The 14,459-nt window shown below is 43.2% G+C and carries 9 protein-coding genes and 1 pseudogene; 6 read left to right on the plus strand and 4 right to left on the minus strand.

What is annotated here, in order from left to right; genetic code table 11:
- The 3 genes from H6S82_RS04010 to H6S82_RS04020 form a co-directional block, all read left to right on the plus strand.
- A partial coding sequence (locus H6S82_RS04010; protein WP_191056031.1) for an acetate--CoA ligase occupies nucleotides 1-1,205 on the plus strand: 1,205 nt, incomplete at its 5' end.
- A gap of 321 nt (nucleotides 1,206-1,526) precedes the next feature.
- Nucleotides 1,527-2,084 (plus strand): Uma2 family endonuclease, encoded by a 558-nt coding sequence (locus H6S82_RS04015; protein ID WP_190461935.1) that lies wholly within the window; start codon nucleotides 1,527-1,529, stop codon nucleotides 2,082-2,084.
- A gap of 29 nt (nucleotides 2,085-2,113) precedes the next feature.
- The gene (locus H6S82_RS04020; RefSeq protein WP_190461937.1) at nucleotides 2,114-3,172 is read left to right on the plus strand and encodes a metallophosphoesterase; all 1,059 of its coding nucleotides are present in this window, start codon (nucleotides 2,114-2,116) and stop codon (nucleotides 3,170-3,172) included.
- A gap of 30 nt (nucleotides 3,173-3,202) precedes the next feature.
- On the opposite strand, the gene H6S82_RS04025 is transcribed toward H6S82_RS04020, so the two are convergent.
- The 3 genes from H6S82_RS04025 to H6S82_RS04035 all read right to left on the minus strand — a co-directional run bounded on the left by H6S82_RS04025 (nucleotide 3,203) and on the right by H6S82_RS04035 (nucleotide 11,516).
- Complete coding sequence (locus H6S82_RS04025) at nucleotides 3,203-4,321, minus strand: ATP-binding protein (protein WP_190461939.1); 1,119 nt, start codon at nucleotides 4,319-4,321, stop codon at nucleotides 3,203-3,205.
- Between the two features lie 147 nt (nucleotides 4,322-4,468).
- On the minus strand, nucleotides 4,469-9,076 hold the full coding sequence (locus tag H6S82_RS04030) for a PAS domain S-box protein (protein ID WP_190461940.1): 4,608 nt from the start codon (nucleotides 9,074-9,076) through the stop codon (nucleotides 4,469-4,471).
- 541 nt (nucleotides 9,077-9,617) lie between these two features.
- Nucleotides 9,618-11,516 (minus strand): S9 family peptidase, encoded by a 1,899-nt coding sequence (locus H6S82_RS04035; RefSeq protein ID WP_190461944.1) that lies wholly within the window; start codon nucleotides 11,514-11,516, stop codon nucleotides 9,618-9,620.
- Nucleotides 11,517-11,527: 11 nt separating this feature from the next.
- On the opposite strand from H6S82_RS04035, the gene H6S82_RS04040 reads away from it, so the two are divergent.
- The 3 genes from H6S82_RS04040 to H6S82_RS04050 all read left to right on the plus strand — a co-directional run bounded on the left by H6S82_RS04040 (nucleotide 11,528) and on the right by H6S82_RS04050 (nucleotide 13,580).
- Nucleotides 11,528-11,803: a hypothetical protein gene (locus tag H6S82_RS04040; protein WP_190461947.1), complete on the plus strand. Its 276-nt coding sequence runs from the start codon at nucleotides 11,528-11,530 to the stop codon at nucleotides 11,801-11,803.
- A gap of 36 nt (nucleotides 11,804-11,839) precedes the next feature.
- Nucleotides 11,840-12,703, plus strand: a complete 864-nt coding sequence (locus H6S82_RS04045) for a DUF6671 family protein (protein ID WP_190461949.1) — start codon at nucleotides 11,840-11,842, stop codon at nucleotides 12,701-12,703.
- A 112-nt stretch (nucleotides 12,704-12,815) separates the two neighbouring features.
- Nucleotides 12,816-13,580 (plus strand): tetratricopeptide repeat protein, encoded by a 765-nt coding sequence (locus H6S82_RS04050; RefSeq protein WP_190461951.1) that lies wholly within the window; start codon nucleotides 12,816-12,818, stop codon nucleotides 13,578-13,580.
- 54 nt (nucleotides 13,581-13,634) lie between these two features.
- On the opposite strand, the pseudogene H6S82_RS04055 reads toward H6S82_RS04050, so the two are convergent.
- Nucleotides 13,635-14,459: pseudogene (locus tag H6S82_RS04055) on the minus strand (hypothetical protein); the annotation flags it as partial.

Genomic DNA, 14,459 nt, shown 5'->3' on the forward strand with positions numbered 1-14,459 from the left:
CCGCCGAACCGAGGGATAGCGAGGACTTACTCTTTATCCTCTATACCTCCGGCAGTACCGGCAAACCCAAAGGCGTCGTCCACACCACTGGCGGTTATAACTTATACACCCACATGACAACCAAGTGGATTTTCGACATTAAAGACACCGATGTATATTGGTGTACCGCCGATATCGGTTGGATTACGGGACACAGCTACGTACTTTACGGCCCCTTATCCAACGGTGCTACCAGTCTGATGTACGAAGGTGCGCCGCGTGCCTCCAATCCCGGTTGTTTCTGGGATGTCATCGAAAAACACGGCGTCACAGTTTTTTATACCGCGCCAACAGCAATTCGCGCTTTCATCAAAGCAGGCGAACACTTACCCAAAGCGCGAAATCTTTCTTCCCTGCGGTTGTTGGGAACCGTCGGCGAACCGATTAACCCGGAAGCTTGGATGTGGTATCACCGGGTAATTGGCGGCGAACGCTGTCCGATCGTCGATACTTGGTGGCAAACGGAAACAGGCGGGATTATGGTGACGCCGTTACCTGGGGCGATTCCCACCAAACCGGGTTCCGCTACCCGTCCTTTCCCTGGCATTATCATCGATGTTGTCGATCTGGATGGCAATTCGGTGGCCGATAACGAAGGCGGCTATCTGTCTGTAAAATATCCTTGGCCGGGGATGATGCGGACATTGTACGGCGATCCCGATCGCTTCCGCCGCACTTACTGGGAACATATTCCCCCGCAAGATGGGCAGTATTTCTACTTTGCTGGCGATGGTGCTAGGCGCGATGAAGATGGTTATTTCTGGGTGATGGGTCGCGTTGACGATGTAATAAATGTTGCGGGACACCGCCTCGGTACAATGGAAGTCGAATCGGCCTTAGTTTCTCACCCGGCGGTAGCTGAAGCGGCTGTTGTCGGTAAGCCGGACGAACTGAAAGGCGAAGATATTGTTGCTTTTGTGACTTTAGAAAGTACGTATGAACCGAGTGAGGAACTGAACAAGCAACTCAAGCAGCACGTTGTCCAGGAAATTGGGGCGATCGCACGTCCCGGCGAAATTCGCTTTACCGACGCTTTACCGAAAACTCGTTCCGGTAAAATTATGCGGCGCTTGTTGCGAAATCTCGCCGCCGGACAAGAAGTTTCCGGCGATACTTCTACTTTAGAAGATCGGGGAGTTTTGGATAAATTGCGGGAAGGCGCTTAGGATTTTGGATTTTAGATTTTGGATTTTGGATTGATGGGTAATTCAAAATCTAAAATTATCTAAATTGCCAAGAGCGATCGCTCTTTTTTACCCAAAGAGCGATCGCTCCTTCGTATCTGACCAAGGTTTGTAAAGCAAAAGCTCGTTTGCTTAAACGGTATTCGCCCCAGCTAACATTTGATTTCTATATTTCTACAAAAAACACAGAATCCTGTTATTATATCTAGGGTTTCGGAATATCCTCTGTAAAAATGACACAAGAGCGTTAAAGCGTTTACGATCGGATCGAAAAACTCAACTCCGAAAAACTGTAGTAATGCCATGACCTCAACGAGTGTACGCTTGTTTTCCCAAGACGAATACCACCGGATGACAGAAGCAGGAATTCTCGACCCAGACGAGCGAGTGGAACTGCTAGAAGGACAAATTATCTCAATGGCTGCTAAAAATCCTCCCCATTCAGCCACCAACTTATGTGCGGCTGAATACCTCAGAAACCTACTCGCAGGACTTGCCTTAATTCGCATTCAAGACCCCATTGACCTCAGTCCTTACTCAGAACCCGAACCGGATATCGCCGTGGTGAAGATTGACCCCCGACTCTACGCAGAAAACCACCCGACTCCAACAGATACTTTCCTGCTTATAGAAATCTCAGACACGACCTTAGAACGCGATCGCAAACAAAAAGCAGCTGCTTATGCTAAAGCGGGAATTGCCGACTACTGGATTCTCGACGTAAACACCCGCCAAGTCCGTGTTTTCCGGGAAATTGTGAAGGAAACCTACCAACAAGAAACTATCCTCAACGAAGAAGCTACTCTTTTCATGCTGGCTTTTCCTAAGATAGAAGTACAAATCGATCGATTATTTCCCTAGCCTTAGCTTAATTAATGGCAGAAATTAATATGTCTTTGAAAATAAATATACTCTACAACCTGATCTTATTCTTTGTTGACATAGCAGTTTTATTATGGCTGACGCGCCAGCAGAAGCGGTGGGCGATCGGTGCTGGCGTAGGTTTATTTGCCTTGGCGGGATTGTTTTTTGCAGCGTTTCTGGGAGAAAGTTTATTTGGCATAGCCCGACTGATGAGCTATGGTATATTTTTGCATGGGTTGATTATATCGATCGGCTTAGCGATCGCACTGTATCGATCGTTTCAAAAAATTGCGATCGCCTCTGCTGTATTGGCAGTAATCATCGGCGGTATCGGTCTGGATGCGTTTGCGATCGAACCTTATTGGCTGCAAGTATCTCACGTTCAAATCAGTACGCCAAAGCTAGAAAAGGCATTAAAAATACTCGTCCTCGCTGACTTCCAAACCGACGTTTGGGGCGATTATCAGCGGCAAGCATTGCGTACAGCCATAAATCAGAAAGCTGACCTAATACTTCTTCCCGGAGATTATATCCAAGTATACAACTCTCCCGACCGAGAAAAACTGCGCCAAAACCTCAACTCCTTTCTCAAAGAAATCAACTTCGATGCCAAGTTAGGCGTATATGCTGTCAAAGGCGATCAAGAGTTTTATGAGGGATGGCCGCATATTTTTGATGGGTTGCCCGTAACAGTATTTCAAGATAGTAGAACCGTACCGCTAACCAAACTTTGCATCACCGGACTAACCCTCAACGATTCGCGAAATCCTCAGTTAAAAATTCTCGAATGCGGCAGCAAATTTCACATCGTCTTCGGTCATGCACCTGACTTTGCTTTAGGCAATATTAATGCCGATTTGTTAGTAGCAGGTCACACTCATGGCGGTCAGGTGCGACTTCCTTTCATTGGCCCTGCGATCAAGATGTCGAGAGTGCCTCGCAAATGGGCAGCTGGTGTCACCGATATCGGTGACGGACGCACGCTGATAGTTTCGCGAGGAGTTGGGATGGAAAGGGGAGTTGCACCCAGACTGAGGTTTTTGTGCCGTCCGGAATTAGTTGTAATCGATTTACTGCCTATTTAAAAAACTTGTTTTGGATATTTTTATCCGAAATCAACAAGAAATAGGCAGCTTAACTGTAAATTTTGTTCCTTCACCAACTTTACTTTCTACATAAATGTCGCCTTGATGTAAGTCCACGCAACTTTTGACGATCGATAACCCTAAGCCAGTACCGGGAATTTCCCCAACATTGCCAGCGCGATGGAAAGTTTCAAACAATTTTTGCAGGTCTTCTGGCGGAATGCCAATACCGCGATCGCGAATTTGGAATACTACCCAATTTTCGTCAAAGTTGAGCGTAAAATCAACTCTTCCACCTTGGGGAGAATATTTAATAGCATTAGAAAGCAAATTAACCAAGATGTGGCGCAGTAGTTTCTCGTCGATATAAGCATCTTGAGTTTCACCATTAATTGCAAAGACAATTGGCTGCGGCATAAGTTCTGCTATTTGCAATTCATCTAAGATTTGTTCGCAGAGTTTAACTAAATTTAACCTTGTGGGTTGGAATGATAATTTACCCGATTCCATCCGCCCCAAAGTTAACACATCTTCCAACAAACTATTCATATTTTTGACAGCTTTTTGAATCCGTTGAAGATGTTTTTTCTTTTTGTCTTCCGACCATTTGTCATTATACATTTCCAGCAAATCTGCGGACATAATAATGCTGGTGAGGGGATTGCGAAACTCGTGGGAGGTAATGGACATATAACGCGATCGCAGTTCGCTGAGTTCCTCTGCTTTTTTTCGTAACTCTTGTGAAATGGCCAGTTCTTGTCTGAGTTTTTCTTGCTCCAGATGTTTGAGCCGCGCTAATTCAATATTAGCGTTCAATTCTTTTTCTTTAAACGGCTTAATTAAATAACCAAAAGAGCCAGTATTTTTAGCACGATTTAATGTGCTGGTATCTGCATTTGCCGTTAAATAAATTACGGGTATATGGTAATTAGTCCAAATGTATTCTGCTGTCTCAATACCGTCCATTTCCCCTTGCAGCATGATATCCATCAAAATCAGGTCTGGTTTTTCTTCGATAGCTTTTTGAATTGCTTCTTCTCCCGATGGAATCATTGCCACAACTTCATATCCTAGTTTTTTTAACTTATTTTCTAGGTTCTTAGCGACAATCAATTCATCTTCAACTACTAAAATTTTACAATTGTTCATAATCTTAAATCCTCTGAGGTTTGTTTTAAACGTAGGGTGGGCAGTGCCCAACAAAATGCCTGTAAACACTGAACCTAGCTAATGGTGGGCAGTGACTACAAATTATGTTTCGTTTATTTATGTTCACTTACTTATCTCCATTTATGTTTAATTTTTTCTCCGATATTTGAGTTCTGATAGAGTTAGCTTAAATCGCGTGCCATTGTTTCTATCTAACTCTATATTACCCTTTAATTGTTTGGTTAATGTGCATACTAACTGCAATCCTAGAGATGTTTCAATTTTCTGGAAGTTTAAATTTTCCGGGAAGCCGATGCCGTTATCGCTAACATTCAGGATGATATGGTTTTGCTCATCTAAATAAAGTTCTACCCAAATTTCTCCTTCTCTGCCGTATGGGAAAGCGTGTTTCAAAGCATTAGAAACTAATTCGTTAATAATTAAGCCGCAAGGTATAGATGTATCTAAATTGAGGCATACATTGTCGATATCAATAATATATTTTATTAACTCTCTATCTACGCCATAAGAGCTAAAAAGATTATCTACCAAGTTGGCAACATAATCACAGAAGTCTATTTTAGCTAAATCTTTAGATTGATATAGTTGTTCGTGGATGAGCGCCATTGATTGAATGCGGCTTTGACTGTCTAAAAATATATTCATCATTTCAGGAGAATCGATGAATTGAGATTGCAGATCGATCATACTAGAAATTATTTGTAGGTTATTTTTTACGCGGTGGTGGATCTCTTTTAAGAGTACTTCTTTTTCTTTCAAGGATGCTTTGATTTGCTCCTCAGCATTTTTGCGTTCAGTAATATCGAGCCCTACTGAAACGCAAGCGCGATCGCCATCGTACTTTTGGGCTACCACTAAATAACTGCGTTCTTGTCCATTTGTTTCGATAGATATTGTTTGAGAATTTGTTGGATTAGACATAGCAAAAAACTGATTTATAAATTGGACAAATTCTCGGCTATTCTCTAAGAAACCGATCGGTTGACCGATAAAGTTTTCTACAGGCAGTTTAAAAGTATCAGATAAGTGCCGATTGACGCCCAAGTATTTTAAATCCGAACTAATCCAAGATACAAACCCAGGTACGGTATCCAAGACGGCTTGTAGTTTACCTTTAGCTTGTTGTAATGCTTCTTCTGCCATTTGACTTTCTTTAGCTATCGATATCGCTGTTGCCGCCGAACTCAGTATACTAATTTCTAAAGGTTCCCATACCCTTGCTTGTCTACAGTTATCAAAACCAATAAAACCAAAGAATTCACCATTTACTATTAGGGGCAAAATCAAGATAGACAAAATACCTTTGTCTGCTAAAATTTGCCGTTCTGGTTCGGGAAATTCTGTGACTGTACCCTCAATAATATCACCTTTAGATAAGGCAGAAAGCCAGTTTGGAGATAATTGATCTAAGGGAAAATTTTGCAAGGCTGGATTGTCAATTTGAGGTTCAATTTCTTCAGCACACCATTCCGCACGTTGACTGGTTAGCAGTCTACCTATGGCATCCTGATGATTTTCAAATATATAAATACGGCTGACATCACAAACTTGCCCTAAATTTGACAAAATTAAATTATAAGTTTCATTATCTACAGGAGAAGCTAATAGTTGACGTTGTACTTCTACGAGTGCCGTTAAATAACGATCGCGCTTAGCTAATAAAGCTTCTGCTTGTTTGCGCTGTGTAATATCCCGACAAACGCAAATCAATCCTACGCCTTCAATCAAAGTGAGGGAAACTTCTTCATCAAACGTAGAACCATCTTTTCTTTTAGCAGTTGCCTCTCCTTGAAATTTACCTGTATTTCCCAACGCAGGAAATACTTCTTTCTGAAAATTGGCGATTTCTCTTGGGTAGTACAATTCTTGCCAATTTTTGCCTAATAATTCAGTAGCATTTCTATAACCGAACATTTCCGCATGAGCTTGATTGAGGTAACTATATTGGCTGTTTTCATCCAAAATTGCAATGCCATCCATCGCCGCTTCAATAGCTGCTAGCTGTCGTTTCAGAGATTGTTCTGTTTGTTTGCGATCGCTAATATCTCTTTGAATAATGACAATATAAGCAAATTGGCCATTTTCGTCACGCGCTACAGAAGATGACAAGTCCATCATGGTAATTGTGCCATCTTTACGAATAAATTCAACTTCTAAACGCTGCGTGCCTGTTTGTAACAAATTGGGAAACATTTCGGCAAAAACTTTTTGAGAACAAGGAGTAAAAAATCGATCTATTCGATGACCGATTAACTCGATTTCTGCATAGCCAGACTCCTGGATAGAAGCTGGATTAGTTTGCCAGATTAAGCCATCTAAGTCTACAACGTGAATGAAATCAGCAGCTGCTTCAAACAAAGATCGGAATCTGACTTCGCTCAAACTTAGGGCTTCTTCTGCTTGCTTGCGCTGGGTAATATCAAAACCTATGGATAAGTATTGGTAAGGTTTACCCAGATCGTTTTTAGAAGGAACGATCGTAGTGTATACCCAATGATTATTACCATTTTTGTCTTGATTTTTAATTTCCCCCTGCCAAACTTTACCGCTGGCAATAGTTTGCCACATTTGTTTGAAAAAGCTTTTTGAATGATAGCCTGAACTGACAACATTGTGAGTATTAGTAATTAGTTCGGTTTGAGAGTATCGATAGATTTCGCAAAATTTATTATTCACATAAGTAATAAAGCCTTGTTCGTCAGTAATAGAAACAATTGCTGCTTGATCTAAAGCAAACTTTTGAAAAGCTAATTCCTTAGTTCGTTCTTGCACTTTGTTTTCTAGTTCTTCGTTGAGTGTTTGCAATGCTGATTCGGCGTGTTTGCGATCGCTAATATCGGTGATCGTGCCAACATAAATGAAATCCTGCTGGTTATTTTGTTTCTCGGCGATCGCTTGACCGAGTACCCAAGTAATAGTACCATTCGGACAAATAAACCGATATTCTGCGCGAAAAGGTTTCTTTTGTTTTATGGCACTATCCCACTCTTTTAAAACGCGATCGCGATCTTCAGGATGCAATCTATTTGCCCAACCTTTAGTTAATAATTCGTCGGCTGTAACTCCCATAATTTCACAGCAACGCTCGTTAACATAAGTGCAATTTCCTTGCATATCCGTACAAAAAATTCCTACGGGTGCTGCTTTTGTTAAAGTGGCATAACGCTGTTCGCTTTGACGCAGTGCTTCCTCTGTGCGTATTCGCTCTGCCAGTTCAATTTCAGCTTTTTCAAGAGCTTTAGATTGCTGGATAGATATGGCTATTTGCACGCTGAGTTGGTCTAATAATTCTAATTCAAATGCTTGCCATTCACGCGGGTGCGAGCATTGATGTGCGATCAACAAACCCCATAAATTATCGGCAATTAAAATCGGTACAACTAAATTAGATTTAACTTGTAAATTTTCTAATAGCTCTAGGTGACAAGGAGTTAAGTTTGCTGTATAAATATTCTGACAAGACCATTGTTTACCTTGAATATATTTGGTTGCTTCTCCGTTAATAAAACAAGTATCTTCGATTTGCTTTTCTATTGCTGCCGTCCAACAAAAATCAACTGATTCAGCCACTACGCGCCCATTCATGTTGGGTAGGAAATGATAGATCATGACCCGATCGCACTTTAAGATTTGCCGCACTTCCGTAACTGTAGAATTGAGAATATCTTCTAATTTGAGAGATTGGCGAATCCGAGATGCGATCGATCTCAACAGGCGTTCTCCTTCTGCTTGCTGTCGTACTTGAGCAGTACGTTCTTGCACCTGCTTTTCTAATTCGATATTGCGGTTTTTCAGCAGCTCTATTTTTTCCGCTTCTAGCTGGGAGACAGATTGGTGCAATGTTTGCACGACACGATACATTTCCAACGGATCGAGCGATCGCAGCAAGGTAGTTTGAGTTACAATCCCCACCAGTTCTCCCACTTCTCCAACTACTACTAATCGCTGCACCCGCCGAGAAAGCATTTCCTGATGCGCTGTCCACAGGGAATCTTGAGGAGTCAAGCAAAATAGCGGCGTACTCATCACCGTTTGAGCTTGAATTTTCGCTAAATCTAGCTCTAGTACCTGAAATTGCAAGATATCTCCCTCAGTGACAATCCCCAGAGGTTTCAGTTGTTTTTCGTTTGTTGGATGATAAATAACTACACAACTCACCCGATGGCTAGCCATTAGTTCGGCTAATTCCAAAACCGAAGCTGTAGTAGGTGCTGCGATTACCTGTCTAGTCATCACCTCCGCCACCTGTCGGATGCGGAAAAGATTGCTTGGTTGCAAAGCTTGACGAAGGCTCTCAGATGTTACCACTCCTAGCAGTTTTCCGCCAGTATCCAAAATTGGCAAGTGGCGAATACGGTGTTGTCGCATCATCGCGATCGCAGTGAAAACATCGAAAGATTTTTTGTCTTGAATCAGGGTAATTACAGGGTGAGTCATCACCTGCGCGATCGTCACACCTTTAAAACTACGCCGCGAAACAGTTAACTTGACCAAATCTCTCTCAGTAAATACTCCCACCAAGCGAGATTCTTCCATCACCAAAACACAGCTAGTACCATTTGAGTTTAAGCCTGTTGTTGCCTCTGATTTTGCCAACATACAAAGACTTCCCCGTACCTGGCTCATTTGCACCAAAACATCTAGTAGCAGAGCATTTGGGGAAACTATGAGGGGTGAAGGGTCAAGTACTTGGTTTAGATGCGGCGAGTACAGAGGCAAAACATTCTCTGACATAGTGGATGTATAACTTTAATATCTGGTAAATGTTAATTAGATTTTTATGGCTTTTTACCAAGCTCTCGTACAAATAGCTAAACTGCATCAGTTGAAGTACTTATCCGAAAACAAGGCAATTTCTGTATAATTACAGGGCTCTCGCTGCGTGTCGCACTTAAATCAAATTGTAGGGAATGCCAGATTTTTGTTATAATTAAATATTTGTCTAAACAAATAGCCGACTCTATGTGTTAACTACTATTAACGCTTAAATAGAATTTGAACAATAAATATGGAAACATTTATATTCGACGGAAAAGGCGCAAATTTGCAAAAAGCTATTGATGTTCAGTCTCGTGGAGGTCGAGTTTTATGTCCTAAATGTAAGAATGAATTGATAATAGCCACAGGAACTATTTATTGCCCAGTTAGCCAAAAGCATCTATGTTGTTTTTGGACAACAACTGAAGTAATGTCAGCATTTGAACGATTTATGAATGAAAGGCACGAAAAGAATGAGGAAGTGTAGAGTAGGGTGAGCAATGCCCACCCCACCAACTTATTTAACTACGCCAGAATGACCTGGGATATCGGTCATCGGTTCAAATCGACCGCCTAAGTGTTTGGCGAGAAATTCTTCAGCAATAGCATAGAAATGCAGGCGATTTTCCGGTCGTGCGAAACCGTGTCCTTCATCGGGATAAAGAACGTATTCGACTGGCAAATTTGCCTTTTGCATCGCTTCCACAATTTGGTCGCTTTCTGCTTGCTTGACTCGTGGGTCGTTGGCACCTTGACCGATCAGCAAAGGTTTCTTGATGCGATCGATAAAAAATAAAGGCGATCGCGACTTCAAAAACTCTTCTTCCGTCTCCAAGTTGCCGATCCGATGGTACATCGATGCTTTCAACGGTTCCCAATAAGGCGGGATACTTTGTAACAGGGTAATCAAATTACTCGGCCCGACAATATCCACACCGCAGGCAAACAGATCTGGCGTAAAAGTCAATCCCACTAAAGTAGCATAACCACCATAAGAACCGCCCATAATTGCAATCTTTTCTCGGTTGGAAATGCCTTTTTCCACCAGCCAATTAACTGCATCAATTAAATCGTCGTGCATTTTGGCTGCCCATTCGCGATTGGCAGCATTGAGGAAATCTTTTCCGTAGCCGGTGGAACCGCGAAAATTAACTTGCAGTACCCCATAACCCCGGTTAGCCAACCATTGCGCCTCCGGATCGTAACCCCAAGTATCTCGCGCCCAAGGGCCACCGTGAACTAACAGCACCGTCGGTAAATTTTGGGCGATTCCCACCGGAGTTGTTAAGTAACCGTGGATAGTCAAACCATCTCGCGCTTGGTAAGAAATTGGTTCCATTGCTGCTAGCTGCAACCCTTCTAATTTGGGTTGATTGCTAAACAGAAATGTGCTGGTTTTGCTATCGCGATTGTAAGCGTAGTAGTAAACCGGGCCGTCGTCGGTCATGTAAACTACCAGCCAGTTTTGGTCGGCTAAATCGCGGCTGCTTATGCCAAATTCACCGGGACGAACTTTGGCGATCGCTTCAAAATCTTCAGCAATACTTTCGTCTAAAATCTGCCATTCTTGCTTGTCTTTGTAGAAGGCAACTGCCTGAATTACTCGCGTTATCGGCTGAATCATGACTCCGCCGAGATCGTATTGCGGGTCTTGGGCGATGACGGTTTCCTGACGGGTGGCGAGGTCGAGGGCTAAAAGGCGATCGGCGTTGGCGTCGTGATTGCCTTCGATGTAGAGTGTTTTGCCATCAACGGAGAAGGTGACTGGCCCGCCTTGTTCATCTGGCCCCCAGTGGCGCAGAATGTCCCACTCTTTGTCTGTCGTTTCCCGCAAAAGCAGGTCGGAACCGCCATCGGGTGTGCTGGCGACGGCGGCGCGTACCTGAAATTGGGCGTCGGATGTCCAGCTGACGATGTTACCTGGGTTGTCGGTATCGAATTCCACCGCGCCGTTTTTGAGGTTGATGCGGTAAACGTCGAATTTTTGGGGGTTGTTGAGGTTTAGGGCTACTAGCGCTTCGTCTGGAAACTTGGGGTCAAGTCCTATAGGTTGGGCTTTCACGCCTTGGAATGGAGTTAAGTCGCGGACAATGTTGGACTGGATGTTGACTGCGTAGAGGTGAAAGTTCTCGTCGCCGTCCGCGTCTTGCATATACATGAGTTGGTCGGCGTTGTAAGTCCAGAAGAAAATGCGGATACCGCGCTTTTTGTCGGCGGTTAGTTGGCGATCGTCCTCCTGTCCTACCGTTCGCAGCCAAACTTGCAAAACATTCTTGTCATCGGGAGCGATGTATGCTAAATACTTGCCATCGGGCGAAAGTCTGGGACTGCTGCGTTCGGGGTTGCCGAAGAGAATTTCGCGAGGAATTAATGGCGGCAGTTTGGTAGCGGTGCGATCGGCTGTTGCAGTTTGCATGGTATCTTAGTGTGCTTAACTTCCCTATTCTCACTTTGCACGCGGCGATAGAAACTCGTCTAGTGAGGCGAACCGATCGGATGATGAGGGTATCCGATTTTGGATTTTGGATTTTGCGCGAAGTGGGCGTCTTGGACGCCATGTCCTCTACTTGGGGAGACCCCAAGATCGGAATGGCTCCGCTTCCCGTCACGATGCCCACCTTCGCAAGAGAGGATTTTCGATTGGCTGGGCAACGATCGGAAGGAGCTTTAAATTCGGATAAATTTTTTGATGATTACCCTTGAAATGTCAGGCTTGCAACTCGTTTTTTTGACTAAATTATGAATCAAATGTCCTTGTTTAACAATCGAGTCGGCGTTTTAGCCACCATGCACAAAAAAGAGCGAGTTATCGCTCCCATTCTGGCAAAAGAGTTAGGAATTCAAGTGATTGTGCCCACGAATTTTGACACGGATGTATTCGGCACGTTTACAAGAGAAGTGAAACGGATGGGCACCCAAATTGAGGCGGCTCGGTTCAAAGCAGAAAAAGCGATCGCGATCTCTGGGGAAACTCTGGCATTTGCCAGCGAAGGTTCGTTTGGCCCTCACCCGCTCATTCCGTATCTCTCAGCTAATAGAGAAATTGTCTTGTTATTAGATAAAGCTAAGAATATAGAAATTGTTGGTGAAGTATTTTCAACTGAAACTAACCATAACCATCAAAGCGTTTCCAGTGTGGAAGAAGCTTATGAATTCGCTCAAAAAGTTGGGTTTCCCGAACACGCTCTAGTTGTTATAATTGGCGATGCTCAAGCAGGAAAGGGCGAAATTATCAAAGGTATTACTGCGGAAGCAGAACTTGTCGATACTGTAAAAACAAGCCTCAAGAAATCGGCGGACGGCAAAGTACATATTGAGACAGATATGCGGGCAATGTATAACCCGACGAGGATGAAAAATATCGAGAAAGCAACGCTCGATTTGATCGAAAAAATCAATCAAACTTGCCCGGACTGTGCTTGGCCAGGATTTGACGCGATCGCCAATAAAAAGGGATTGCCTTGCGAACTTTGCCATCTCCCTACTCATCTAACTCTAGCGGTAATTTATCAATGCAAAAAATGCGGTTATACTGTGGAAAAAATTTTCCCTAATGGGCGAGAAACCGCCGATCCGTCTCAATGTCAATACTGCAATCCCTAATGGGAAACGTCCCGTACCCATCAAAAATTTTTTCTGTTGTTTGGTTATCCTAAAGGCAGTCCGTAGTTTAAACTTAAACCATTCACCATTATCAAAAAATCAAGGTTAGCCTATGAAGATGGACAGCACCGCCAACAAGTTATTAACCAAGTCTCTGACTGGTTTGTTTCTGGGCATTTTAGCTGGATCGGGAGCGTATGTTTCGCTATTGCCACAACCTAGTTTGGCACAGATAGACGATAACGAACCGGCGCTAAATTTGCGGCCAAATGCGCGGCCACGAAATAACCCCCTGCTTCCGGGATCTGAACCTGGAGATTACGAAGTTAAAGGAGAGGAGTTGCAACGATGCTCTTTGCAAGCAAATAGTGACAAGAAAAATTGTACTAGCGTCATTTCTGGATACGGACAGATAGTTAGTTTCGGTACTCAGCTTTATACCCAAGGAAATCTTAGCAGCGCGGAATCTATATTTCGACAGTTGACTCAATCGCGTCCTAAAGAGGCAACGCCTTACTATAAGTTAGGGGTAGTTCTCGATCGCCAAGGCAGAATAGATGAAGCAATTAGTTCATATCGCAAAGCAATTGAAATAAATGCCAAACACGCACTAGCGCGTAACTCTTTGGGAGTGGCTTTGGCTAGGCAAGGTCAGATAGACGATGCGATCGGCGAGTGGCGACAAGCACTGGAAATTAATTCGGAATATGCAGACGCTTGGACTAATTTGGGGATAGCAATGTTGCAGCAAGGCAAAGAAGCAGATGCGGTAGAAAATTTTAAAAAGGCAAGGGAGTTATATCTAAAGCAACGGGAATTTCAAAAAGTTAAACAAGTTGACGAATTGTTGCAGCGCATCAATTCTCAATCAACTTAAAATGTAGAATTGGCTGCAATCTCTGCCAAACTGGAGAGCGATCGCATCGCTTTTTTAGTATCTTGACAGCGCTTTCACAATACATTCTGCTGGCATGACAAATAAATAGTTTGTCTGCAAAACCGAACATTGCTGCGCGACTTCTGCTACCGCAGGATAAATTCCTTGTTCTAGTCTTTGGATCGCCTCCTTTGCTACTGGTTGATACTGCATCAGCCAGGGATTTTTTGTGATGTGTTCCGGTGTAAATGCTAAGTCAGCTATTAACCAAAAGTCTATGCCATACTTTTGGATAAAGCTTTTTACTTCCTCTGGATTCAGAGTGTATTGTGCGTTAATTAGGTCGATCGATCGCTGGCGCATCTGCGCGTAGTATTTTGTATGGTAAGGTAGGGAATATTCCGACCCTACTAAAATTGAGCGTTTGCTAAAGGTGGGGATAAAATTTGCTTCCCCTTCCAAAGTAGCGATCGTAATATCTTTCGGTTGCGCTTTAAAAAATTCGTATATAGCTTGCGAGTTACCTGTTTTGTACGCAGTGATAGGAAAGTTTTTCAAAAAGTGGGGATGCAGGATCAATGCAGCTGCGATCGCACCAGTTATCCACAGTTGCCAAGGCTTTTCTTTCCTATTCTGTTTGTCGGTAATAAAAGAATTTAAAACTGCATCCAGCATTAAGGTGAGTGCGAGTCCACCTGCGATCGCCAACACAATTCGCAGAGTATGTTCGCTATAGCGACTCGGACAATAAAGTTTAAATAGCAGCAGATGCGCGGCGAAAAACATCACCAGCGATGCCAAAATAACTTGAGGTAAAACTTTCAAGTTATTTTTCAAATGGCTAATTAAAGGAAAACGATATCGCAATAAAATCGGAAA

Source organism: Planktothrix sp. FACHB-1355, assembly GCF_014748295.1.
Classification (GTDB): domain Bacteria; phylum Cyanobacteriota; class Cyanobacteriia; order Cyanobacteriales; family Aerosakkonemataceae; genus Aerosakkonema; species Aerosakkonema funiforme_A.

Excerpts from the sequence above, each read along its gene's own strand:
- H6S82_RS04020 (WP_190461937.1), top strand. The coding sequence starts at position 2,114 with ATGTCTTTGAAAATAAATATACTCTACAACCTGATCTTATTCTTTGTT.
- H6S82_RS04030 (WP_190461940.1), bottom strand. The coding sequence starts at position 9,076 with ATGTCAGAGAATGTTTTGCCTCTGTACTCGCCGCATCTAAACCAAGTA.
- H6S82_RS04050 (WP_190461951.1), top strand. The coding sequence starts at position 12,816 with ATGAAGATGGACAGCACCGCCAACAAGTTATTAACCAAGTCTCTGACT.
- H6S82_RS04045 (WP_190461949.1), top strand. The coding sequence starts at position 11,840 with ATGAATCAAATGTCCTTGTTTAACAATCGAGTCGGCGTTTTAGCCACC.
- H6S82_RS04025 (WP_190461939.1), bottom strand. The coding sequence starts at position 4,321 with ATGAACAATTGTAAAATTTTAGTAGTTGAAGATGAATTGATTGTCGCT.
- H6S82_RS04035 (WP_190461944.1), bottom strand. The coding sequence starts at position 11,516 with ATGCAAACTGCAACAGCCGATCGCACCGCTACCAAACTGCCGCCATTA.
- H6S82_RS04015 (WP_190461935.1), top strand. The coding sequence starts at position 1,527 with ATGACCTCAACGAGTGTACGCTTGTTTTCCCAAGACGAATACCACCGG.